At 65.3% G+C, this 23,181-nt stretch carries 15 protein-coding genes; 8 read left to right on the top strand and 7 right to left on the bottom strand.

Translation table 11 applies throughout. The annotated features are described in order from the left end of the window. Nucleotides 1–53: 53 nt before the first annotated feature. From ACW9J6_RS14815 to ACW9J6_RS14795, 5 genes are all read left to right on the top strand, one after another. Entirely contained in the window at nucleotides 54–1,193 is a 1,140-nt protein-coding gene (locus ACW9J6_RS14815) for an aminotransferase class I/II-fold pyridoxal phosphate-dependent enzyme (protein WP_457117251.1), read from the top strand. Next, entirely contained in the window at nucleotides 1,190–1,867 is a 678-nt protein-coding gene (gene bioD, locus ACW9J6_RS14810) for a dethiobiotin synthase (protein ID WP_457117250.1), read from the top strand. The genes ACW9J6_RS14815 and bioD overlap by 4 nt, the downstream gene beginning before the upstream one ends. A gap of 1,093 nt (nucleotides 1,868–2,960) precedes the next feature. Then, entirely contained in the window at nucleotides 2,961–4,328 is a 1,368-nt protein-coding gene (locus ACW9J6_RS14805) for a tetratricopeptide repeat protein (protein WP_457117249.1), read from the top strand. 2 nt (nucleotides 4,329–4,330) lie between these two features. Next, entirely contained in the window at nucleotides 4,331–5,524 is a 1,194-nt protein-coding gene (locus ACW9J6_RS14800) for an MFS transporter (RefSeq protein ID WP_457117248.1), read from the top strand. Nucleotides 5,525–5,555: 31 nt separating this feature from the next. After that, the gene (locus ACW9J6_RS14795; protein ID WP_457117247.1) at nucleotides 5,556–7,232 is read left to right on the top strand and encodes an alpha/beta hydrolase family protein; all 1,677 of its coding nucleotides are present in this window, start codon (nucleotides 5,556–5,558) and stop codon (nucleotides 7,230–7,232) included. A gap of 49 nt (nucleotides 7,233–7,281) precedes the next feature. Here the strand turns inward: ACW9J6_RS14795 and ACW9J6_RS14790 are convergent, their stop codons facing one another. From ACW9J6_RS14790 to ACW9J6_RS14765, 6 genes are all read right to left on the bottom strand, one after another. After that, nucleotides 7,282–9,387, bottom strand: coding sequence for a response regulator (locus tag ACW9J6_RS14790; RefSeq protein WP_457117246.1), 2,106 nt, complete (start codon nucleotides 9,385–9,387; stop codon nucleotides 7,282–7,284). Continuing rightward, the gene (locus ACW9J6_RS14785; protein ID WP_457117245.1) at nucleotides 9,372–14,870 is read right to left on the bottom strand and encodes a HAMP domain-containing protein; all 5,499 of its coding nucleotides are present in this window, start codon (nucleotides 14,868–14,870) and stop codon (nucleotides 9,372–9,374) included. The genes ACW9J6_RS14790 and ACW9J6_RS14785 overlap by 16 nt, the downstream gene beginning before the upstream one ends. Nucleotides 14,871–15,401: 531 nt before the next feature. Next, complete coding sequence (locus ACW9J6_RS14780) at nucleotides 15,402–16,499, bottom strand: ABC transporter ATP-binding protein (protein ID WP_457117244.1); 1,098 nt, start codon at nucleotides 16,497–16,499, stop codon at nucleotides 15,402–15,404. A gap of 20 nt (nucleotides 16,500–16,519) precedes the next feature. Next, on the bottom strand, nucleotides 16,520–17,431 hold the full coding sequence (locus tag ACW9J6_RS14775) for an ABC transporter permease subunit (protein WP_457117243.1): 912 nt from the start codon (nucleotides 17,429–17,431) through the stop codon (nucleotides 16,520–16,522). Between the two features lie 11 nt (nucleotides 17,432–17,442). Next, entirely contained in the window at nucleotides 17,443–18,327 is an 885-nt protein-coding gene (locus tag ACW9J6_RS14770; protein WP_457117242.1) for a carbohydrate ABC transporter permease, read from the bottom strand. Between the two features lie 58 nt (nucleotides 18,328–18,385). Further along, a complete protein-coding gene (locus ACW9J6_RS14765; RefSeq protein ID WP_457117241.1) occupies nucleotides 18,386–19,723 on the bottom strand; it encodes an extracellular solute-binding protein in 1,338 nt (445 codons plus the stop codon). A 205-nt stretch (nucleotides 19,724–19,928) separates the two neighbouring features. Here ACW9J6_RS14765 and ACW9J6_RS14760 point away from each other — a divergent pair, with 205 nt between their 5' ends. The 3 genes from ACW9J6_RS14760 to ACW9J6_RS14750 all read left to right on the top strand — a co-directional run bounded on the left by ACW9J6_RS14760 (nucleotide 19,929) and on the right by ACW9J6_RS14750 (nucleotide 22,800). Then, nucleotides 19,929–20,957, top strand: coding sequence for an endonuclease/exonuclease/phosphatase family protein (locus tag ACW9J6_RS14760; RefSeq protein WP_457117240.1), 1,029 nt, complete (start codon nucleotides 19,929–19,931; stop codon nucleotides 20,955–20,957). 136 nt (nucleotides 20,958–21,093) lie between these two features. Next, nucleotides 21,094–22,407: an MFS transporter gene (locus tag ACW9J6_RS14755; RefSeq protein ID WP_457117239.1), complete on the top strand. Its 1,314-nt coding sequence runs from the start codon at nucleotides 21,094–21,096 to the stop codon at nucleotides 22,405–22,407. A gap of 120 nt (nucleotides 22,408–22,527) precedes the next feature. Further along, nucleotides 22,528–22,800 carry a hypothetical protein gene (locus ACW9J6_RS14750; protein WP_457117238.1) on the top strand — a complete coding sequence of 91 codons (273 nt, stop codon included), beginning with the start codon at nucleotides 22,528–22,530 and terminating at the stop codon, nucleotides 22,798–22,800. A gap of 3 nt (nucleotides 22,801–22,803) precedes the next feature. Here ACW9J6_RS14750 and ACW9J6_RS14745 read toward each other — a convergent pair whose 3' ends face one another. Then, nucleotides 22,804–23,178 (bottom strand): response regulator, encoded by a 375-nt coding sequence (locus ACW9J6_RS14745; protein WP_457117237.1) that lies wholly within the window; start codon nucleotides 23,176–23,178, stop codon nucleotides 22,804–22,806. Nucleotides 23,179–23,181: the final 3 nt, after the last annotated feature.

Below are 23,181 nucleotides of genomic sequence, written 5' to 3'. Positions count from 1 at the left end.
CACATCCCGCGATCCGCTTGACACCCGCCCTCCCCCGGGCCCACAGCGCCGCCATGCCGGTCTCCCCCACGCCCAGCCTCGACGCCTTCGCGACCGGAAAGCTCGCCGGGCTCGACGCGGCGGGTCTGCGCCGCCGCCTCGTCGGAACGGCCCGCACGGGCGGCGCCGGCGCCGAGCGGGACGGGCGGGCCGTCGTCTCCTTCTCCTGCAACGATTATCTCGGCCTCGCCACGCACCCAGAGGTGGTCGCGGCGGCCCGTGCCGCCCTCGACCGCTACGGGGCGGGCAGCGGCGGCTCGCGCCTCGTCACCGGCAACCACCCGACCCTCGCCGAGCTCGAGTCGGCGCTCGCGGCGCGGAAAGGTCACGAGGCGGCGCTCGTCTTCGGCAGCGGCTACCTCGCCAATCTGGGCATCACGCCGGCGCTGGCCGGGGCCGGCGACCTGATCCTGATCGACGAACTCGGCCATTCCTGCATGTGGGCGGGCCTCCGGCTCTCGGGGGCGCGCGCCCTGCCCTTCCGGCACAACGACCTCGGCCACCTGGAGGAACTCCTGGCGCGCGAGCGCGGGAGCGCCCGTCACGCGCTCATCCTCACCGAGCGGGTCTTCTCCATGGACGGCGACCGGGCGCCGGTGGCGGAGATCCTCGCCCTCGCCCAGACCTTCGACGCCTGGACCCTGGTCGACGACGCCCACGGGCTCGGCGTGGTCGGGCCGGACGCCACGGCGCCGCTGGAGATGGGCACCCTGTCGAAGTCGCTCGGCAGCTACGGCGGCTATCTCTGCGCCTCGCGGCCGGTGGTCGACCTCCTGACCTCGCGCGCGCGCAGCTTCGTCTACACGACCGGACTGCCCCCCGCCTCCGCGGCCGCGGCGCTGGCCGCCCTGCGGCTGATCGAGGCCGAGCCGGAGCGGGCCGCCCGGCCACTCGCCCTCGCCCGCCGCTTCACCGCCCGGCTCGGGCTCCCGGAGGCGCAGAGCGCCGTGGTGCCGGTGCGGGTCGGCGAGGCGGAGGCGGCGCTCGGCCTGTCGCGGGCGCTGGAGGCGCGGGGCTTCCTGGTGGTGGCGATCCGGCCCCCGACGGTGCCGGCCGGCACCGCGCGCCTGCGCGTCGCCTTCTCGGCCGCCCACGCGGAGGCGGAGGTCGACGCCCTGGCGCAGGCGCTCGACGATCTCGGGGCCCTCCGGTGAGCGCGCTCTTCATCGCGGGCGCCGGCACCGAGATCGGCAAGACCTACGTCACGGCGGCCCTGACCCGGGCGCTGCGGGAGAGCGGCCGGCGCGTCCTCGCGCTCAAGCCGGTCGCGAGCGGCCTGCCGCCCCTGGGTGATCCGGATTTCGCCGAGAGCGACACCGCCCGGCTCCTGGCGGCGCAGGACCTGCCGGTGACGGAGGAGACGGTGGCGGCGACGACGCCCTGGCGCTTCGCCGCCCCCCTCGCCCCGGACCTCGCCGCGGCCAGGGAGGGACGCTCGCTGGCGCTCTCCGACCTCGTCGCATGGTGCCGCGCGCGAATCGACGCGGCGCCGCCGGAGGTGAGCGTGCTCGTGGAGGGCGTCGGCGGCCTGATGAGCCCGCTCACCGCCGACGCGACGGGCCTCGCCTGGCTGAAGGCCCTGGGAGTACCGGCGCTGCTGGTCTCCGGGAGCTATCTCGGGTCGATCAGCCACGCGCTCACGGCGGTCGAGACCCTGCGCCGGCACGGGGTGGCACTGCGGGCCGTGGTGGTGAGCGAGACGCCCGGGGCGCCGACCGCCCCCGAGACCGTGGCTGAGGCGATCGCGCGGCACGCGGGCGAACGGGTGCTGTGCGTGGGGCGAGGCGGGGGTTTTCCGGCCGGGGGGCTCGCCGTCGTTCTGGGGTAAGTAAAGCGAACCGCGGGCCGCTGAAGCATCGAGGTTCGCGCCCGAACTCTCCCCCTCTGCGGGCAACGAGTTATACAGGTGGGAAATTTCTTGTCCCGCGGCTGCGCTGGCCAGAAGCAAGGGACACGGCGAAAGGTCTCTGTTCAGCGGCCTCGGAGAACAACATTGAGGATTTCGCCTCTTGCAGAGATGAATATCCAAATCTGTATAACCCGTAGACCTGAGCGGGGGAGCGCGCCCTACGGAGTGGGGCGGGAGGGGGGAAGCTCAGTGCCGGATAAGACTGAACCGTTCTGACTAGCTCCTCCTAGATCAGTGTCGCGCCTGCCCCTCTCGGACGGGACTACGTCCCGCTGGTCGTGCTCCGCAGGCCGCCCTTCCCCGCAGAGGAGGGTTATGCCGTCTGCATACAGACCGCGAACGCAGCGCCAGCGGTTTGATTGAAGTCTGCTCTCGGATCAGGCAGCGACCGGCTCAGCACGCAGGCGCGTCAGCCCCTCTTGGCTGAAGGGTGCGGGTTGGCGCACGACCTTGCTGTCAAAGGACCCGACCACATTCGCCGGTCTCCCACAGTAAAGGCACGTGGCGATGAAAATGAGCATGGAACCTCTCTTCTAACTGGCTGTCCCACAGGTAACCTCAATCGCTGCACTTCCCGGAAAAGAATTTTAATTATAATAATTAAGATTCCCGACTAATTCGGCTACTGACGCAGGGAAAATATGCACATAACGTAGCGTTGCCTCAGCAATCCGAGCGGTTGTGTAGAGGCGGTTAGCGAAAGGAGAGCATGATGAAGCTCGTTAAAGCTAAGCCGCAGGCGACCAAGACGAATTTCGCCGTGATGTATGGCAGCTAAATAGAAGAAGAGTGCGTGGCTCCTTCGCCACGCACTCCCTATTTGTGTCTACGGGGAGGACGAATCGAAATGATGATCGAGATACACGCAATTCCAGACGTCGTGAGTTTCAACTGTTTAAGGCAGTTTTTGTTTCAAATAAAATTTGACCTTACGGCAAATTCATGTATTGCTGGATATAATCTACTGTTCCCTATCGAGAGCCGTACGAAGGGTGTTGAGGACAAGTTGAGCTTGACCGACAGAATCGACGTAACAGATCAGCTTCGATTCTTTTTGAAAGATCGTGTAGTTAGGATACTGCGGCAGATTTCATGCAAGATCAGCGAGCACTACCAAGAGATTGAAGTCGTGATATTTGGCAGCGAATTTATAGATGAGGGATCAGCCGTATTTTTTAGGGAGTTGTTGAAATTTGGCAAACACACTGTAGTGTATCAATCTGCCATTTCTTGTCAAAATATAACAACAATCACCTATTATAAGCATTATCAGGAAATATCTGGACTAGTTAATCGCAAGAGAAAGTTGAACTTCAGGGAGGTTGAAGCATTGATTGCCGCAGCCGACAAGTTTGTTCGCTTTGGAGACGCGTGGACCGGAGAAAAAATTGCGAAGCGGATTTTGAAAGACTACAAAGATCTGGCGAAAGCATGGAAAATTGCGGGATTTTGTGCTAATATGCTCGGCAAAACGGTCGAGGCCGAGCTATGTTTCAAGAAGTGGCGCGAATACGGAGAATTAAAAGAGACCGCAAAGTCAAATTACGTTATGTCTATGCTTTACCTGCGCCACCATCCGCCGTATTTAAGGAACGAGTCGATTGCAAGTGGGTTGCTTGATGAAGCTTTTAAGGTTTTAAGCGAGAATGAAGTCCACGATGAACGATCAAAAGTGGAAAGGATTTTTAATAGAAATGGCTACGCATTGGTCCTATTTAAGAAAGGTGATTTAAATGGAGCCACTAATATTCTAAAAGCTGGTATCGAGAAATTAAGTGACGATCGCGATGGCATTGAAAAGATGCATAAAACAGTTCTAATATACAATCTTGCTCAATGTTATCTGGCAGCAAATGAAGTTAATTTAGCAATTGACACATATAAAGAGCTTATCAAACTTGACAGTAATTACCCGGAATACAGAATAGAATTAGCAAGAGTGCTTATTGACAACCATATGATTCATGAGGCAAGATTGGAACTTCAGGAAGTGATGGATATTGATCAAACATATCCAGAGTCATTTAATTTATTGGGTCTTTGTGATTACGCCGAAGGCAAGATCCAAAATGACTACTTTGGTAAATCTCATGCTCTATCTCCAAGTTCTCCTACGTTTGCATACAATTTCGCCTTGAGTCTGTATGAGCGCGGTCTCATAGATCGTGCGCAGATGATTTTAGAATGTCTCGATTTTGAAGAAGCGACGGCAGAGAATATGATCAATATTGCTTCGCTCAAAGCCGAAATATTTGCGACATTGCAGCAGTTCGACCAAGCAAGACAGGTCATCAATGACGTTATAGAATGTGTTCCGCCTAGCGCCGAACTCGAGTATAATCGAACGCTTCTCTCGAAATTCTTCCCACCAGAGGCTTAGAAATGCTACGGGCAGTCATAAGATTTTACCCAAATGCTGAATTTTTACCTATTGTTACATTTAACGCCGCCATATTTTGTGGGATGTGGATATCTAAGACAGTACATCCTTTATGGTTTGAATATAATAAAAAGCTAGAAAATTTCGGAGCGTCATACGCAGCGATGGCTCTAGCGGGCGTGTTTTCCGGCATGTTAGGATTATTTGTGCATAGGATTGGGTTCCGTCGCTCCTTAATAATTGCGTGCTCCCTATATTCACTGGGATTACTACTCAGAGTATCACCGGATTGCACTTCCGTCGCAGTGTTGTCCGGTTGTTTGTCTGGTCTGGGAGCTTCGACTATATTATTTTGTCTGAGGCTATGGATTTACGTGTGGCCTCATGTCGATTTGCGGACCGATGCTATAGCAGCAAGTAATGCAGCGCGAGGTATTTCACAGGCCGCATCAATCGCCATTGCCGGCTTGGGGCTTTGGTTATTAGGCTCATCCCCTCAATCCTACATAACTATGCTCGCAATTTCATCAAGTTTGCCTTTGATCGCATTGTTGGTATGCGATAAAGAGATAGTCCGCGTAAATAAGTATTCTTACTCGAAGACAAATTCGAGTCTTACTTACGGAATCAACGAAATAAATCTGCTGGATTTTGCTTTGATTTGCCTTAGCCTGCTATCGGGGTTCAGTGCCAGTCTAATAGTTCCTTACATGCCTGTCATACTTCTGAAATCCGGCTTATCGATCGGACAAGCTGTCGCTCTGTTGGCGGCTTCCGCATTGTTGGCATCTCTCATTCAACCATTTCTAGCTTCTGTCATCAAGGTATGGGGACCCAGGCGATGGGTCCTGGCATTCGGATGCATGTGCGGAATCTCAACACTGTGTCTCGCGCCGTCGATGGGTATCTTAAACGCATCAGTTGCTCTGTTGATGCGAGGTGTGGCAACTGGAGGAGTACTTTTGTGTCAACGTACGATCGAGATCAGTCTAATTTCAGAAAAAAAAGCTTCAAGTGTCCTGGGCATGTTGTCTAGTTCGTTTCTGCTCGGCGATATGCTTGGCGGTATCTCTGTCCCGTTTTTCTTTCAAAATAATATCAATCAGATCATATATATATCTGCAATCATAGATGTAGTGACGTGTATTGCCTTTTTCAAAACGAGCCTCATGAACAGCCGGACAAATCACCGATAAAAAGGGTCTCATAATTATGTCTAACATTCTAGTGAGCACGGTATCCGAGAAATATTGGGAAGATAGTGTGATTTTGTTAAGTTACGATTCTGGTAATTTCATGTTCTTCCATGAAGCAACGCGCATTTACCTAAAGTCAAATAATGAAAGCCGCCTGATATACGAATTGAAATCGACCGAATCGGCTTTATATTTTGACAGTAGGAGTAATATTCTGTACATACAATGTGCAAGTGACACCGAGAGAGGGAATTTAGTTGCATTAAAATTTTCTCTTGCGGGCGAGAATCCAGTAAAAAGAGTCGAGATGGCATTCGATTTGGAAACTGAATGTGATTTGTTTCCGGCTTGTGTTCAAGGAGTCGACGGAATTGTTGCGACTCTAAACAAAACGGCCGTTACCAGTTATTTCATAGTTGGAACTTCTATTATGGAAGAAATCTTCGATTTGCAAGGAGGGTACGTCAGCTTGTACTACTTCAAAGGTTCGAAGGCAGTAGTAATTATAAAAACTGACGAGACTCCTTATCAAGATCAGTACTTTATTGTTGATCTCGATACAGGAGCGCATATCCTGCTTCCCGGAAAACCCGTCGACTTTAATGGCGGTTTTATTTTGTTGATCAGAGAAGATGCAGAGATGACGAATTTGTCGATGTATGACATAGATAAAGAAACGATAGTTACAGATTTTGACAGAAGTTTTAATTATGTTGATGCCAGATTTATAACACGCAAACTCGTCATTGCGTCGACACATTTAAGAGCGCAACAGAACATAATCGTGTTAGATCCTTATGACGGCAGGCATCTAAAGTCGTTATCGGGATCAGGTGTTGTAAAATTTTTTGGAGGCTCGAATAACGGAATTCTGATTAAAAGGATTCATCTGGCTCAAGGATCAAGATGGTTGTGCGTTGCAGATCGGGAAGTGCATGAGGTTCCTGGCGGGGTCCAGCCTTGGCCTCATATTTTGGAATATTCTCTAGCATTGGACTCTGGCGCATGTTGTCTCGCATTTATACCATCGGAGGGATGTACGAATGGTGCAGTGATCGCCTTGCATGGTGGACCTGAGTCGTGTGAATGGAATGATATACGATATGGTGGCCTATATCGGGAGTTTGTCGCTGCAGGGAAGGGAGTATTTGTATTGAATTATCGCGGTTCTTCGAATTTTGGATTTCGAATTAGGCAGCTTGTTCATCACAAATGGCGTCAATCATTTTTGGAAGATTTGGAAAATCTGGTTTCTTACGTCTGTGATAATTTTAAAATCGAAGAAAGCGATATTTCTCTATTTGGCGTGAGCTTTGGGGCAACGTTGGCACTCGTCGCGGGCGCTGCTCGGCATGACTTTAGAACGATAGTGGCGGTCGCGCCAGTAGTGAATCTTGCGGAACATGTTGAATATGCCGAGGAAAACACTGGCTATTCAGGGTTGTATCGTAGATGGTTTGAAAGTAGATTTGGAGATGAGATTCAGTATATAAATGAATTTACCTTGCTTTCAAATGTCAGAACTCACATTATATTTGGTATGAAGGATAGAATTATCAGGCCATTCGCATTATGTCGTCTTTATCGTAATGCAAAGGTAGCAGGATTACCTTGGAGGATTTATGCAGAGCGGAACACGGGGCATACTCCAATGAATGCGTTCGAAACAATAAACCGCTTCGATAGAATCCGAGAAATAATTGCATAAATTGGCTTACACTGGAAAACGTGCATCTGGAGCGTGGATCGCCATCGGATCACACCGCCATCGCCTCCGCGAGCAGCCGCGCCAAATCCTCCTGGCTGAAGGGCTTGGCCAGCCGCGGCACCGCGACCTCGCCCTCGTTCGGCAGCTCCGCGTAGCCGGTGGCCAGGATCACCGGCAGGCCGGGATGCGATGTCCGCAAGCGCCGGACGAGGTCGAGGCCGGTCATGCCCGGCATGGCGTGGTCGGTGATCACCCCGTCGATGCCGGGCCGCTCCCCGAGCAGCGCCAGCGCCTCCGCGGCGGAGGCCGCCTCCCGCACGGAATGGCCGAGATCCTCCAGCATCGCCGCCGTCCCGATCCGCACCAGCGGGTCGTCGTCCACCACCAGGATCGTCGAGGGCGGCAGCGGCGCCGGCCCGTCCGACGAGGCGGGCGCCGCCGGCGCGGCCTCCACCGGAGCGGCGGCCGGGAGCCAGAGGCAGACCGTGGTCCCCTGCCCCGGCGCACTCTTCACCCGCAGCGCCCCGCCCGACTGCGCCATCAGCCCGTGCACCATGGACAGGCCGAGCCCCGTGCCCTTGCCCGGCCCCTTGGTGGTGAAGAAGGGCTCGGTCGCCTTGGCGAGGGTCGCGGCGTCCATGCCGGTGCCGGTGTCGCTGAGCGCGACCCGCACATAGGCCCCCGGCGGCAGCCCCGGTGCCTGCGCGACGCTGCTGCCGTCGAGGGTGATCGTGCCGCCGCCCGGCATGGCGTCGCGGGCATTCACCGCGAGGTTGAGGAGGGCAAGTTCGAACTGGTTGGCGTCGATGCGCACCGGCGGCAGGTCGGCGGGCAGCCGCGTCGCGATGGTGACGCTCGGGCCGAGCGCCCGCTCGAGCAGGCCGCGCATGCCCTCGACGAGCCCCGCCACCGCGACGGTCTGCGGCCGGAGCTCCTGGCGCCGCGCGAAGGCGAGGAGGCGCTGGGTGAGCGCCGCCCCGCGCTGCGCGCCCTGCTGGGCGTTGTCGAGGAGGCGGCGGGCGAGGTCGTCCTTCGGATCGAGGCGCTTCTCCAGGAGTTCGAGCGACCCCAGCACCGCCATCAGCAGGTTGTTGAAGTCGTGCGCGACGCCACCCGTGAGCTGGCCGATCGTGTCGAGCTTCTGGGCCTCGAAGAGCTGGGCGAGGGCCGCCTCGCGCTCGCGGGTGCGCTCCTCGATGCGCTGCTCCAACTCGCGGTTGAGGTCGATCAGCGCCGCCTCGGCGCGCTTACGCTCCGTGATGTCGTGGGTGACGCCGCTGAGCCGTCGGCCGGTGCCGTCCAGCGTCGCCGCCGCGGAGGCCACGCACCAGCGCAGCTCCCCGTCCGGCCGCAGGATCCGGAACTCCGCGTCGAAGGGCTCGCCCGTGCGCGCCGCCTGCCGGCCGAGCCCCCGCAGGCGCTCCCGATCGTCCGGGTGGATCAGCGCCTCGACCGCCTCGATCGTCGGCACGAAGGCGCCGGGATCGACCCCGAACATCCGGTACTGGCCCTCGTCCCAGCTGTAGGCCCGGATCGCCGGATCCCAGTCCCAGGCGCCCATGCGGCCCGCCGCGAGGGCGAGGCTGCGCCGCTGCTCGCTCTCGCGCAGGCGCGCCGTCGAGGCTTCGAGGGCGGCGGTGCGCTCGGCGACGTGGCGCTCCAGCTCGGCATTGAGCCGCTCCAGCTGCCGCGTCTTGCGGTAGAGTTCCGCGAAGATCCGCACCTTGGCCCGCAGCACCTCCGGCACCACCGGCACCGGCACGTAGTCGACGGCGCCCGCCTCGTAGCCGCGCAGGTGGTCGAGGTCGCTGATCTGGATCGCCGAGACGAAGATGATCGCCACGTGCTGGTAGCGGGGATGCTCGCGGATCATCGTGGCGAGCTCGATCCCGTCGAGGTCCGGCATGCAGACGTCGATCAGCACCACGGCGATCTCGGTGCGCAGCAGGTGCTCCAGGGCCTCGCGGGCCGAGGCGGCCTTGATCAGCCGGTCGCCCAGCTCGCTCAGGATCACCTCGTAGCTGAGCAGCTTCGCCGGCTGGTCGTCGACCAGCAGGATGTTGACCTGCTCCGCCTCGGGGCGCCGCCGCGGCGCGGTGTCGGGGAGGGCCTCGGCGGCGCGGCCGAGGAGCGGGGAGATTACCGATGAAGCCATAGACGGAGGGCCGAGAGCAGCTGTTCGGTGTTGACGGGCTTGGCGAGGTAGTCGGAGGCGCCGGCTTCCAGGCACTTCTCCCGGTCGCCCTTCATGGCCTTGGCGGTGAGGGCCACGATGGGCAGGCGCCGGAAGGCCGGGTTGGCGCGGATGACCTGCATGGTCTCGTAGCCGTCCATCTCCGGCATCATGATGTCCATGAGCACGATGGCGATGTCCGGCCGCGCCTCGATGATCGAGATCGCCTCGCGCCCGGTCGTGGCGGTGAGGACCCGCATGCCGCGCCGCTCCAGCACGCTCGACAGGGCGAAGATGTTGCGCGCGTCGTCGTCGACGAGCAACACCGTGCGCCCGATCAGGTCCTCATCGGAGCGGTGCAGGCGCTCCAGCATCCGCTGCTTCTCGGGCGGCAGCTCCGCCACCACCCGGTGCAGGAACAGGGCGGTCTCGTCCAGGAGCCGTTCGGGCGATTCCACGCCCTTGACCACGACGCTGCGGGCGAGCGCGTGCAGGCGCGCATCCTCCTCGGGCGACAGCGCCCGGCCGGTGAACACCACCACCGGCAGGTCGGCCAGCGCCGCGTCCTCGCGCAGGCGCTCCAGCACCTCGAAGCCCGACATGTCCGGGAGCTTGAGGTCGAGGACGACGCAGTCGATGGCCTGCGCGCGCAGGGCCGCCAGCGCCTCCTCGCCCGTCTCGGCGGTGACGATGTCGATGTCCTCATGGCCGAGCAGCGTCGTGACGCTCAGGCGCTCGGCCGGGTTGTCCTCGACCACGAGCAGGCGCCGCTGCCGCGGCTCGGCGAAGCTCTTGATCCGCCGCAGGGCGGCGCCGAGATCCTCCGGCTTCGTCGGCTTCGACAGGAACGCGAAGGCGCCCCGCGCCAGGCCGTGGCGGCGGTCCTCGTCGAGGGTGAGGATCTGCACCGGGATGTGGCGCGTCGCCGGGTCCTGCTTGAGGTGGCTCAGCACCGTCCAGCCCAGCATGTCGGGCAGGAACACGTCGAGGGAGACGGCGGTCGGCCGGTGGCGGCGGGCGAGCGCCAGGGCGTCGGCGCCGCGGCTCGCGCTCAGCACCTTGAAGCCCCCGTCGCGGGCGAGCTGCGCCAGGATGCGGGCGTAGTGGGGATCGTCCTCGACGATGAGCAGCACCGCGTCGCCGGGCTGCAGGGTCTCGCGGTCGTCGCCCGCGGGCTCGACCACCGGCAGCGTCCACTCGCTCACCCGGGCGGCGGGGGCGAGCCGCGGGGGGGCGACCGGGGCGGGCGCCGGGACCGGCACCGCGCTCGCCGCCTCCCCGTAGGCCAGCGGCAGGTAGAGGGTGAAGGTGCTGCCCACCCCCGAGGCGCTGCGCAGCTGGATCTCGCCGCCGAGCAGGTTGGCGAGTTCGCGGCTGATCGCGAGCCCGAGGCCCGTGCCGCCGTACTTGCGGCTGGTGCCCGCATCGGCCTGCTGGAAGGCCTCGAAGATGATCTTCTGCTTCTCCGGCGGGATGCCGATGCCGGTATCCGAGACCTCGAAGGCGACGACGGTGGGCGCGTGCTTGAGCACCGGGTGGTCGGGGCTCCAGCCATTCGCCGCCGGCCCGACCCGCAGGCGCACGCCGCCCTGTTCGGTGAACTTGAAGGCGTTCGACAGGAGGTTCTTGAGCACCTGCTGCAGGCGCTTGGAATCGGTGACGATGCTGCCGAGCTCCGGCGCCATCTCGACGTCGAAGGACAGGCGCCGGTTCTCCGCCTCGTGCCGGAACGGCCGCGCCGTGGTGGCGAGCAGGTTGGCGAAGGAGATCTCCTCCGCCTCCACCGAGACCGTGCCGGATTCGATCTTCGACAGGTCGAGGATGTCGCTGATCAGGTTGAGCAGGTCGGTGCCCGCGCCGTGGATCGTGCGGGCGAACTCCACCTGCCGCTCGGACAGGTTGCGATCCGGGTTCTCGCTGAGCTGCTGCCCGAGGATCAGGATCGAGTTCAGCGGCGTGCGCAGCTCGTGGCTCATGTTCGCCAGGAACTCGGACTTGTACTTGGAGGTGAGCGCCAGTTCCGCCGCCTTCTCCTCGAGGGCGCGGCGGGCCTGCTCGATCTCCTGGTTCTTGGCCTCGACCTCGTCGTTGCGGTCGGCGAGCTGCTGGGCCTTCTGCTCCAGCTGCTCGTTGGTCTGCTGCAATTCGCGCTGGCGGATCTGCAATTCGCTGGCGAGCTGCTGGGACTGCTTGAGCAGGCCCTCGGTCTGCATCGTCGCCTCGATGGAGTTGAGCACGATGCCGATGCCGCTGGTGAGCTGCTCCAGGAAGGAGATCTGCAGGTCCGTGAAGGTGGTGAGCGAGGCGAGTTCGATCACCGCCTTGACCTGCCCCTCGAACAGGACCGGCAGCACGATGGCGGTGCGCGGCACGGCCCGGAACAGGCCCGACACGACCGGGGTCGCGCTCGCCGGCACGGCGGTGACGAGGAGGCGCCGCGCGTCCCGCGCGCATTGCCCGATCAGCCCCTCGCCCATGGCGAGGCGCTCGCGGTGGCCCACGATGGCGTCGTCCGCGTAGGCCGAGAGGAGCCGCAGGGAGGCGGCGCCCGCCTCCCCGGCCTCGACCCGGTAGATCACGCCCTGCTGCGCCTCGACCAGGAGGGCGAGTTCGGAGAGCAGCGTGCGCCCCACCGTGGTGAGGTCGCGCTGGCCCTGCAGCATGTTGGTGAAGCGGGCGAGGTTCGTCTTCAGCCAGTCCTGCTCGGTGTTCCGGTCCGTCGTGAGACGGAGGTTCCCGATCATCGTGTTGATGTTGTCCTTGAGCTCCGCGACCTCGCCGCGGGCCTCGACCTGGATCGACCGGGTGAGGTCGCCCTTGGTCACGGCGGTGGCGACCTCCGCGATGGCGCGCACCTGCGTGGTCAGGTTGGCGGCGAGCAGGTTCACGTTGCCGGTGAGGTCCTTCCAGGTGCCGGCGGCGCCCGGCACGTTGGCCTGGCCGCCGAGCCGCCCCTCCACGCCGACCTCGCGGGCGACCGTGGTCACCTGGTCAGCGAAGGTGGCGAGGGTGCGGGTCATGTTGTTGATGGTCTCGGCCAGCGCCGCGACCTCGCCCTTCGAGGCGACCGTGAGGTTCTGGGTCAGGTCGCCATCCGCCACCGCGGTCACGACCTTCACGATGCCGCGCACCTGCTCGGTGAGGTTCGCCGCCATCACGTTCACGGTGTCGGTGAGGTCCTTCCAGGTGCCGGCGACGCCCGGCACGGTGGCCTGGCCGCCGAGCTTGCCCTCGGTGCCGACCTCGCGGGCGACGCGGGTGACCTCCCCGGCGAAGGCGTTGAGCTGGTCCACCATCGTGTTGATGGTGTTCTTGAGTTCCAGCATCTCGCCCTTCACGTCGACGGCGATCTTTCGTGACAGGTCGCCGCGCGCCACCGCCGTCGTCACCTCGGCGATGTTGCGGACCTGGGCGGTGAGGTTGCCGGCCATGGAGTTGACGTTGTCGGTGAGGTCCTTCCAGGTTCCGGCGACGCCCGGCACCTGCGCCTGACCGCCGAGCTTGCCCTCGGTGCCGACCTCGCGCGCCACCCGGGTCACCTCCGAGGCGAAGCGGTTGAGCTGGTCGACCATCGTGTTGAGGGTCTCCTTCAGCTCCAGGATCTCGCCGCGCACGTCGACCGTGATCTTGCGCGACAGGTCGCCGTTGGCGATGGCGGTCGAGACCTCGGCGATGTTGCGGACCTGGGCGGTGAGGTTGCCGGCCATGGAGTTGACGTTGTCGGTGAGGTCCTTCCAGGTTCCGGCGACGCCGGGCACTTGCGCCTGGCCGCCGAGCCGCCCCTCGGTGCCGACCTCACGGGCGACGCGCGTCACCTCGCCCGCGAAGGAGCGCAGCTGATCGACCATCGTGTTGATGGTCTCCTTGAGCTGCAGGATCTCGCCCGAGACGTTGACGGTGATCTTCTTCGACAGGTCGCCCTGCGCCACCGCGGTCGCCACCTCGGCGATGTTGCGGACCTGGGCGGTGAGGTTCGAGGCCATCGAGTTGACGTTGTCGGTGAGGTCGCCCCAGGTGCCGGCGACGCCGCGCACCGTCGCCTGGCCGCCGAGCTTGCCCTCGGTGCCGACCTCGCGGGCGACGCGCGTCACTTCCGACGCGAAGGCGTTGAGCTGATCGACCATCGTGTTGATGGTCTCCTTGAGCTCCAGGATCTCGCCCGAGACATTGACGGTGATCTTCTTCGACAGGTCGCCGCTGGCGATGGCGGTCGAGACCTCGGCGATGTTGCGGACCTGGGCGGTGAGGTTCGAGGCCATCGAGTTGACGTTGTCGGTGAGGTCCTTCCAGGTGCCGGCGGCGCCCGGCACCTGCGCCTGACCGCCGAGGCGACCCTCGGTGCCGACCTCGCGGGCCACGCGCGTCACCTCCCCGGCGAAGGCGTTGAGCTGGTCCACCATCGTGTTGATGGTGTTCTTCAGTTCCAGGATCTCGCCCGAGACGTCGACGGTGATCTTGCGCGAGAGATCGCCGCGTGCCACCGCGGTCGTCACCTGCGCGATGTTGCGGACCTGCGCGGTGAGGTTGCCGCACATGGCGTTGACCGAGTCGGTGAGGTCCTTCCAGGTGCCGGCGACGCCCGGCACGATCGCTTGGCCGCCGAGCTGACCCTCGGTGCCGACCTCGCGGGCCACGCGCGTCACCTCGGAGGCGAAGGAGCGCAGCTGGTCCACCATCGTGTTGATGGCCTCCTTGAGCTGCAGGATCTCGCCGCGCACGTCGACGGTGATCTTCTTCGACAGGTCGCCGTTGGCGACCGCGATCGTCACCTCGGCGATGTTGCGCACCTGCGCGGTGAGGTTCGAGGCCATCGAGTTGACGCTCTCGGTGAGGTCCTTCCAGACCCCGGTCACCTCGCGCACCTGCGCCTGGCCGCCGAGCTTGCCGTCGGTGCCGACCTCGCGGGCGACGCGCGTCACCTCGGAGGTGAACACGCTGAGCTGCTCGATCATCGCGTTGACGATGGTGGCCGAGCGCAGGAACTCGCCCTGCAGGGGGCGGCCATCCACGTCGAGGGGGACGGTCTGCAGCAGGTCGCCGCGGGCGACCGCGGTGATCGCCCGGGTCACGGCGTTGGTCGGCCAGACCAGGTCGTCGATCAGGGTGTTGACGGAGGCTTCCATCTCCCCCCAGGCGCCGCGGGTGAGGTCGAAGCGCACGCGGGTGCGGGTGCGGCCCTCGCGCCCGACCACCTGCCCGACCCGCTCCAGCTGCCCGGCCATCCGCTCGTTGGCGGCCACGATCTCGTTGAAGGTGTCGGCGACCTTGCCGGCCCGCCCGGTCAGGTTGCCGGGCAGGCGCACGCTGAAATCCCCCGCCCGCATCGCCTGCAGCGCGGCCAGGAGCTGGTCGAGGTCGAGGTCGGACGGCCCCTCCTCGCCCGCCATCGGCCGCGCGAACAGCGCCGCCTCCGCGGCGGCGAGTCCGTCATCGTCGCGACGCGCGGCGCTGCCTTCCGGCTCCATGGCCTTGCTCCCCCCAGGTATAGCCGGGGGGACCATATCCGGGGCCTTCGAAAAGGTCTAACGCTCTGATGGCACGGCGCAACCGGGTGGGTCGTGGCCGGGGTGCCGGACGTCGTCCGGGGCGGCGCTCCGTGGGCGGGAGGTCAAACGGCGTGCGATGCGGTCCGATGGTTTGGGGTTCACACTGAACTCCACCCTTTTCCGGGCGCATGCAGCGACAGCGGAATGCGACCCGGAAACCAGCGCAAGACTCCGCGAAGCGACTGCTTTTCAATGCCGTTGCTGGCATGCGGAGCCGCTTCGCGGCGAATCATCATCTGGTTTCCGGATCTCCTTCCGCTGGCGCTACAGTCGTCCGGAAAAGGGGGAGCCCGTCACCAAGTGCACCTCACACAACTCCCGCCGTGCTGGAGGCGCCACGGCGAGCGACGACGGTGATCGGGAGTTCTGTGAGAGACACCAAGCAGACGTATCCATCCGCTGGGATCCGCCTCTCCGATCGAAGGCCCGGCCACGCGGAAGCCGGCTCCCTCAAGCGGAGGGCGTCTCGGCCATCGCCGGCACCGACGCGGCGGCCTCGGCGAGCGGCTCCACCCGGCGCCCGGTCGCGGCGTGAAAGAGGTGCACGGCATGCGGCGGGATCCCGAAGGACAGCCGCGCGGGCGCCGTCTCGCCGGGCGGGCGCTGGACCACGAAGTCCTGGCCCGCGAAGGCGCCGTGGCAGCAGCGATGGGCGCCGAGTTCCTCGACGAAGCCGACCTCCATCACCTCGGGACCGTCCCGGGCGACCTCCTCCGGCCGGATGCCGAGCACCACCGCCTCGCCGGCGGCGAGCGCGTGGGCCGGGACCGCGATCCGGCGCTCGCCGACCGCCACCGTGCGCGCGTCGACGGCCTGCCCGGCCAGCAGGTTCATCGGCGGGGAGCCGATGAAGCCGGCCACGAACAGGGAGGCGGGCCGGCGATAGACCTCCAGCGGCGTGCCGACCTGCTCGACGCGGCCGGCCTGCATCACCACGATCCGGTCGGCCAGCGTCATCGCCTCGGCCTGATCGTGGGTGACGAAGACCGTCGTGGTGCCGAGCCGGCGGTGCAGCCGGCGGATCTCGGCCCGCATCTGCACCCGCAGCTTGGCGTCGAGGTTCGACAGCGGCTCGTCGTAGAGGAAGACTTTGGGCTCGCGGATCATCGCCCGGCCCATGGCGACGCGCTGGCGCTGGCCGCCCGAGAGCTGCCCGGGCCGACGCGCCAGCATCTCCGTGAGCCCGAGCGCCTCGGCCACCGCCGCGACCCGCCGCTCCCGCTCCCGCCGGGGCGTTCCGGCCACCTTGAGGGCGTAGCCGATGTTCTGCGCCACGCTCATGTGCGGGTAGAGCGCGTAGTTCTGGAACACCATGGCGCAGCCGCGCGCCCGCGGGTCGAGGTCGTTGACGACCCGCCCGTCGAAGGCGATCTCGCCGCCGCTGATCGTCTCGAGCCCGGCGATCATCCGCAGCAGGCTCGACTTGCCGCAGCCGGAGGGGCCGAGGATCACCGCGAAGGCGCCCGACGGGATCGTCAGGTCGAGCCCGTGCACCACGGTGGTGCGGCCGTAGGTCTTCACCGCGCCGCGGATCGCGATCTCGGACATCGTCGAGGGTCTCCCGGGTCTTACTTCTCGGTGGCGACGAGGCCGCGGACGAACCAGCGCTGGAGCAGGATCACCACGAGGAGCGGCGGGGCCATAGTGATGAGCGTCGCCGCCATGGCGGTGTTCCAGACCGGCGGCTCGCCGAAGGACGGTCCTGGCACGACCTTGCCGAGCTGCATCGTCGCGGTGGCGTAATGCGCCTGGTCGGTGACGATCAGGATCGGCCAGAGATACTGGTTCCAGGCCCAGACGAACATGATGATGCCGAGCGCCGCCATGTTGGTCCGCGACAGCGGCAGCAGCACGTCGGCGAAGAAGCGCAGCGCCCCGGCGCCGTCCATCCGGGCGGCCTCCGTGAGTTCGTCGGGCACCGTCAGGAAGAACTGGCGGTACAGGAAGGTGCCGGTGGCGGTGGCAACGAGCGGCAGGATCAGGCCCTGGTAGGAGTTGAGCAGGTTCCACTCGGGCAGCCGGATCGCGACCTGCGGCAGGAGGGCCGCCGCCAGGTCGAGAAGGCCCTGGGCCGGGCCGAGCGCGTTGGCGGCGACCGCGTAGGTCGGCACGATGCGCACTTCGAGCGGCAGCATCAGGGTGGCGAAGATCAGCCAGAAGACCAGCATCCGTCCCCGGTAGCGGAAGTAGACGATCGAGAAGGCCGACAGCGCCGAGAGCGCGACCTTGCCCGCGGCCACGCCGCCCGCGACGATCACCGAGGTGGCCATGACCGGGCCGAAGCCGCCCTGCCGCCAGGCGGTCGCGAGGTTCTCCCACAGGTGGCCGCCCGGGATCATCGGCATCGGCACCTGGTTCACGGTGCGGAAGTCGTGCGAGGCCGCCACGATCACCAGGGCGATCGGGGCGAACAGGATCAGGAGCCCGAGCACCAGCACGCCCTGCGTGAGGGCGTCGACGAGGCGCGTGCGTTCGACCATGGCGGCCCCTCTCACGAATAATGCACGCGCCGCTCGATGAAGCGGAACTGGACGACCGTCATCAGGACGATCAGCAGCATCAGCACCACCGATTGCGCCGCGGCGAGCGAGTAGTCCTTGGCCTCGAACCCGTCGAGGTAGATCTTGTAGACCATGAGTTCGGTGGCGTGGGACGGGCCGCCGCGGGTCACCACGTCGATCATGCCGAAGGAATCGACGAAGCTGTCGGTGATGTTGATGACCCCGAGGAAGAACAGGGTCGGGGTCAGCAGCGGCAGCTGCACGTCGCGCATGCGCCGCAGGACGCTCGCCCCGTCCATCGCCGCCGCCTCCAGCATCGCGCGGGGCACGCCCTGCAGCGCGGCGAGCAGGAACACGAAGTTGTAGCCCGCCATCTTCCAGGCCTGGCCGAACATGATCACGGCGAGCGCCTGGCCGCCCCGCGTGGCCGGGTCCCAGAGGCCGGGGACGAGGGCGTTCACGGCGCCGAGCAGGCCGGCGTCGCGGCTGAACAGGAACCGGAAGGCGAGGCCGACCGCGGCGGCCGGCATCGCGTAGGGCACGAAATACGCGAACTTGAAGAGCCGGTGGCCGGGAAGGCCGCGATCGGCGAACAGCGCCAGCACCGCGGCGAAGCCCACCGAGAGCGCGGTCGCCCCGACCGCGAACACCACGGAGCGCAGGATCGAGTCCCAGTAGCGCGGATCGCCGAACACCGCCGCGAAGTTCTGCAGGCCCACGAACTGGTTTCCGCCGCCGAAGGGCGGCTCCAGCGTCACCGACCAGTAGAAGGCCTGCCCGGTCGGCCAGTAGAAGAAGGTGAGCACCAGGAAGACTTGCGGCGCGACGAGGAGCGCGGCGAGCCAGGTGTTCGAGAAGGTGACGCGCTTGTCCATCGCCGCGAACTCCCGCCCGCGCGGATCCGGGACCGGACCCGCGCGGGACCGGCTGGGATCAGGGCAGGGTCTTGCCCTTGAAGGTCTGCTCGTAGCGGCGCAGGATCTCGTTGCCCGCCTTCACCGCGTCGTCGAAGCCGGCCTGGACCTCCTTGCGGCCGGTGAGGATCGCCTGCAGCTCGGACTGGAAGGCGGCGCGGATCGCCGTGTAATTGCCGAGCCGGACGCCGCGCGAGAGCGGCGTGACCGCGGAGGCGGTGAGCGAGGCGATCGCCACCTCGCGCCCGGCATGGGCCGGATCCTTGTAGAAGCCCTGCTCCTCCAGCAGCTTGAAGGCGGTCCTGGTCACCGGGATGTAGCCGGTGTTGCGGGCGATGTAGTTCACGCCCGTCTCCGGATCGGTGACGTAGCGCAGGAAGGCGGCGACGGCCTCGTAGGTCTCCTTCGGCTTGCCGGCCATCACCCAGAGCGAGGCGCCGCCGATCGCCGAGTTCAGCCGCTGCGTGCCCGCGAAGACCGGGATCGGGGCGGTGCCCCAGCGCAGGCCCTCCTTCTGGGTCTTGGTCACGGTCGAGTGGTCGGCGACCGAGGTGATCATCACCTGGCAGGTGCCGTCCGCGAAGGCCTCGACGATGCCCTTGCCGGTCTGGCGCGTCATGATCGTCGCGGCGCCGGAATCGAGCCACGCCTTCTCCAGCTTGACGAGGTCGACGGCCTTCGTCGTGTTGAAGACGAGCTCCGCATCGAGCCCGTCATAGCCGTTGTTCTTGGTCGCGAGCGGCCAGCCGTGGATGTAGGAGGGCTGCTCCAGGTTCATCCACGGGTCGAAGTCGATCGCGTAGCCGCAGCCGAGGCCGGCGGCCCGCATCGCCTTGAGATCCTCGGTCAGCTCCTCCAGCGTCGCCGGCGGCGCGGTCTTGCCGATCTTCTCCAGCGCGTCCTTGTTGTAATACATCAGCGCGGTTGAATTGTTGTAGGGGAACGACCACAATTCGCCCTTCGAGGTCGCGAAATAATCGGCGATGGCCGGGAAATAATCCGACCAGTCGATCTTGATATCGTAATCCTTAGCGAAGCGGGCCGCCGGGTAGACCGCGCCGGAGAGCATGAAGTTGACGGTGCCGGCGTCGTAGATCTGGGTCAGCGCCGGCTGCTGCTTGGCGCGATAGGCCGCGATGGTGTTCTGCTCGGCCTTGTCGTAGCCGCCCTGGCCGGTGCAGACGGCCTCGTACTTGTCCTGGCTCTGGTTGAACAGGGCGCAGTGGCGGGCGATCGTCTCCCCGAGCAGCCCGGTCAGCCCGTACCAGAAGTCGAACTTCACGCGCTCCGCGGCGGAAGCGGCTCCCGAGGCCGTCAGGGCGGCGGCGACGAGGGACGCGACGGCGAGCTTCTTCATGGATCCTCCGGGGATCGGCGGCCGGACAGGGCGGACCCTGCCGCAGGGGCGGCGGGGTTCGGACCGGGCATGTGCGTGCTCTCTGCAACATCCCGATGACGTGGCGCGCCGCGCCGGGGCCGGGATGGGGAAGAATCCTTCACAGGAACGCCACGGTCCCCGCCATAACCCTGCGGCAAACCCGTTCGAGGGGGGAGCTTCATCGATGACGGTCATCGACACGATCACCGGGTGCCTGGCCCCGGCCTCCGCGGAGGCGCTGGCGGCGGCGATTCGCGGGCCGCGCAGCCGGGCGCACCACGATGCCTGCGCGGCGATGGTCCCGGCCCTCTCCGCCGTGGAGGTCCGCCCGCCGGAGCGCCCGGCGGCGGTCCCGGCGCGCCTGCGCGTCGCCGCCTGGAACGCCGAGCGCTGCGCCTTCGGGCCGGAATCCCGCGCGCTCCTCGACCGGATCGGCGCCGACGTGGTGCTGCTCGCGGAGGTCGACCAGGGCATGGCCCGCTCGGGCAACCGGCACACGGTCGCGGACCTCGCGGCGCCCGAGGGGGCGGGTTTCGCCTACGGCGTCGAGTTCGTCGAGACCGGCAAGGGCCATCCCCACGAGGCGGCGCGCCATCCGGGGCTGGAGAACGCGGCGAGCTTCCACGGCAACGCGATCCTGTCGCGGGCGCGGCTCGCGGACGTGTTCCTGGTGCGGCTCGACGACGGCGGTGTCTGGTACCAGGGCCCGAGCGGTGACCGGGAGTTGCGGCTCGGTTACCGCAACGCGGTGGTGGCGCGGCTCGCCGACGCGCCCCGCCGGCTCTGGCTGGCGAGCGTCCACCTGGAGAGTTCGAGCGACCCCGAGGACCGGGCGCGTCAGGTCGCCCGCCTCCTCGCGGCCATCGACGCCCGGGCCGGCGGCGACGCGGTGATCCTGGGCGGCGACTTCAACACCCGCACCCTGCGCGACGCCTCGGGCGACGTCGCCGCACTGATGGACGAGGCCGAGCGCCGCGAGCCGCTCTTCGGGGTGCTGGCCGCGGCCGGCTTCGCCTGGGCGGGGCACAACGGCACGGCGGTGACCCAGCGCACCCGCCCGGACGGCGCCCCGCTCCCGCCCTTCGCCCGCCTGGACTGGCTGTTCGCCCGGGGCGTCGCGGGCGGGGCGCCCGGAACGGTCGCGGCCGTCGGCGCGGCCGGCGCGGCGATCTCCGACCACGACGCGGTGGTGGCGGAATTCGCCCTCGCCTGAGCGGTCTCCGGGGCGGAGGCTGATCGGGGCGGATGCTCCTCGGGGTGTACACACCCGCATGCGCGATCCGGTCTTGGCAAGGACGGCGCCCGGGTGCAGGCTCCCGCCACAACGAACAAGATCGGGAGGAGACAGAATGGCCGAAGCCGCAGCCTCGCCGCGGGTCCGGAGGGTGCAGCGCACGGCGCTGGCGCTCCTGGTGCTCAGCGGCGTCGTCAACTACGTGGACCGGGCGACGCTCGCCGTCGCCAACCCGCTGATCCGCGAGGAGCTCGGGCTCTCGCTCGCCGATATGGGCCTGCTGCTCTCGGCCTTCCTGTGGGCCTACGCCTTCGCGCAGCTCCCGGCGGGCGCCCTCGTCGACCGGCTCGGCGCCCGGGTGATGCTGACCCTCAGCCTCGGCCTGTGGTCGGTGGCGCAGGGACTGGGCGGCCTCGTCGGCAGCTTCTCGCAGTTCTTCGCGGCGCGGATGCTGCTCGGGATCGGCGAGGCCCCGCAATTCCCGACGAGTTCCCGCGTGGTGCGCGACTGGTTCCCGATCCGGGAGCGCGGCACGGCCACCGGCATCTGGAACTGCTCGTCGACGCTCGGCACCGCCATCTCGGCGCCCCTGCTCACGGTCCTCATGCTCCATTTCGGCTGGCGCTGGATGTTCGCCATCATGGGGATCGCCGGGCTCGTCGTCGCGGCGGCCTTCTACCTGATCCACCGCGACCCCCACCAGGCGGGCCTGACCGCGGAGGAGCGGCGGGCGATCGCCGGGGGCGAGGCGCCGGCGGCCGGGGCGGCCCGCGTGACCTGGGCGGATTGGCGGCGGCTCTTCGCCTACCGCACCACCTGGGGGATGATCTTCGGGTTCTTCGGCACGATCTACGTGCTGTGGATCTACAGCGCGTGGCTGCCCGGCTACCTGGAGATGGAGCGCCACATGACCATCTCGAAGACCGGCTGGGTGGCGGCGATCCCGTTCGCGTTCGGGGTGGTGGGCAGCATCCTGGGCGGACGGGCCTGCGACGCGCTGATGGCCCGCGGCGTCTCCCCGATCAACAGCCGCAAGTACCCGATGGCGGCCTCGCTCCTCGGCACCGCCCTGTTCACGTTCCTGGCCGCCGAGGTCGCCAGCGACGTGCTCGCGGTCGCCTTCATCTCGGTGTCGATGTTCCTCATCTACGTCTCGGCGAGCGCCGCCTGGGCGATGCCGCCGGTGGCGGTGCCGGCGAACTGCACCGCCTCGGTCGGGGCGATGCAGAATTTCGGCGGCTATTTCGGCGGCGCCCTCGCGCCGACGGTGACGGGCTACATCGTCCAGCACACGGGCTCCTTCACGCTCGCCCTGCTGATCGGGGCGGCGGTCGCCGCGGTGGCGGCCGTGGGCTACTTCGTGATCGTGCGCGACCCGATCCCGGACCAAGCCCCGGACAGTGCCGCAGCCCTGGGCTACGCGGCCTGAAGCGGCGGCGGCCGGATCGTCGACCCGGCCGCCGCCATCGCCCGCATCGGAGCGGGCCGCGTCAGCCTCCGGCGCGCTCGCGTGACGGCCGGCGGCGCGGGCCCGGAGCCGAACTGCGCCGTGGCAGGAACGATGCGAGTTCGTCTCGGGCGCCCCGCGGTCGAGCCGAAGGCGATGATCCTGTCGGTGCTGAACGGCATGCGGCACATCGGCGCCCGGCTGCGTCGTCGTCGGGCGCTGATCCAGGTCTTTGTTTCTGCCGTACGTTCCATGCTGAACCGAGATCCGCGTCAGCGGAAGATGCTCGGCACAGAATGGCCCGGCGCATCTCTGCTTCGATTCTTGTCTTTGCACCATGTTCGCTGCCGAATCGGTGGACGATCCGGCGCGTGATGCTTAGGGGCGCTCCCCCGGTGACCCGAGCGCGGTCGCCACCGCCGCCCGCGCCTCCTTGATCCGGAAGGGCTTGCGCAGGAAGGCGACGTAGCCCCGGCAGCGCTCGCGCACGGTGGATTCGGGCATCGAGCTCATCATCACCACCGGGATCGCCGCCGTGACGGCGTCCTCGGCGAGGGCGAGCAGCATCGCCGGTCCGTCCATGACCGGCATCATGTAGTCGAGCAGGATCAGGTCGGGCCGCGCCTCGCGCAGGCGCATCAGCCCGTGCCGGCCGTTCGAGGCGGTGAGCACCGTGTGGCCCTCGTCCGTGAGGACCGAGTCCAGGAGTTCGGCGATCCCGAACTCGTCGTCCACGATGAGCACCGTCGCCACGCG

The organism is Methylobacterium sp. JK268, assembly GCF_054052225.1.
Note: the sequence above shows the minus strand (reverse complement) of the source record. Positions and strands in the feature narration are given on the sequence as shown.

Excerpts from the sequence above, each read along its gene's own strand:
- ACW9J6_RS14815 (WP_457117251.1), top strand. The coding sequence starts at position 54 with ATGCCGGTCTCCCCCACGCCCAGCCTCGACGCCTTCGCGACCGGAAAG.
- ACW9J6_RS14800 (WP_457117248.1), top strand. The coding sequence starts at position 4,331 with ATGCTACGGGCAGTCATAAGATTTTACCCAAATGCTGAATTTTTACCT.
- ACW9J6_RS14790 (WP_457117246.1), bottom strand. The coding sequence starts at position 9,387 with ATGGCTTCATCGGTAATCTCCCCGCTCCTCGGCCGCGCCGCCGAGGCC.
- ACW9J6_RS14785 (WP_457117245.1), bottom strand. The coding sequence starts at position 14,870 with ATGGAGCCGGAAGGCAGCGCCGCGCGTCGCGACGATGACGGACTCGCC.
- ACW9J6_RS14780 (WP_457117244.1), bottom strand. The coding sequence starts at position 16,499 with ATGTCCGAGATCGCGATCCGCGGCGCGGTGAAGACCTACGGCCGCACC.
- ACW9J6_RS14775 (WP_457117243.1), bottom strand. The coding sequence starts at position 17,431 with ATGGTCGAACGCACGCGCCTCGTCGACGCCCTCACGCAGGGCGTGCTG.
- ACW9J6_RS14770 (WP_457117242.1), bottom strand. The coding sequence starts at position 18,327 with ATGGACAAGCGCGTCACCTTCTCGAACACCTGGCTCGCCGCGCTCCTC.
- ACW9J6_RS14765 (WP_457117241.1), bottom strand. The coding sequence starts at position 19,723 with ATGAAGAAGCTCGCCGTCGCGTCCCTCGTCGCCGCCGCCCTGACGGCC.
- ACW9J6_RS14760 (WP_457117240.1), top strand. The coding sequence starts at position 19,929 with ATGACGGTCATCGACACGATCACCGGGTGCCTGGCCCCGGCCTCCGCG.
- ACW9J6_RS14755 (WP_457117239.1), top strand. The coding sequence starts at position 21,094 with ATGGCCGAAGCCGCAGCCTCGCCGCGGGTCCGGAGGGTGCAGCGCACG.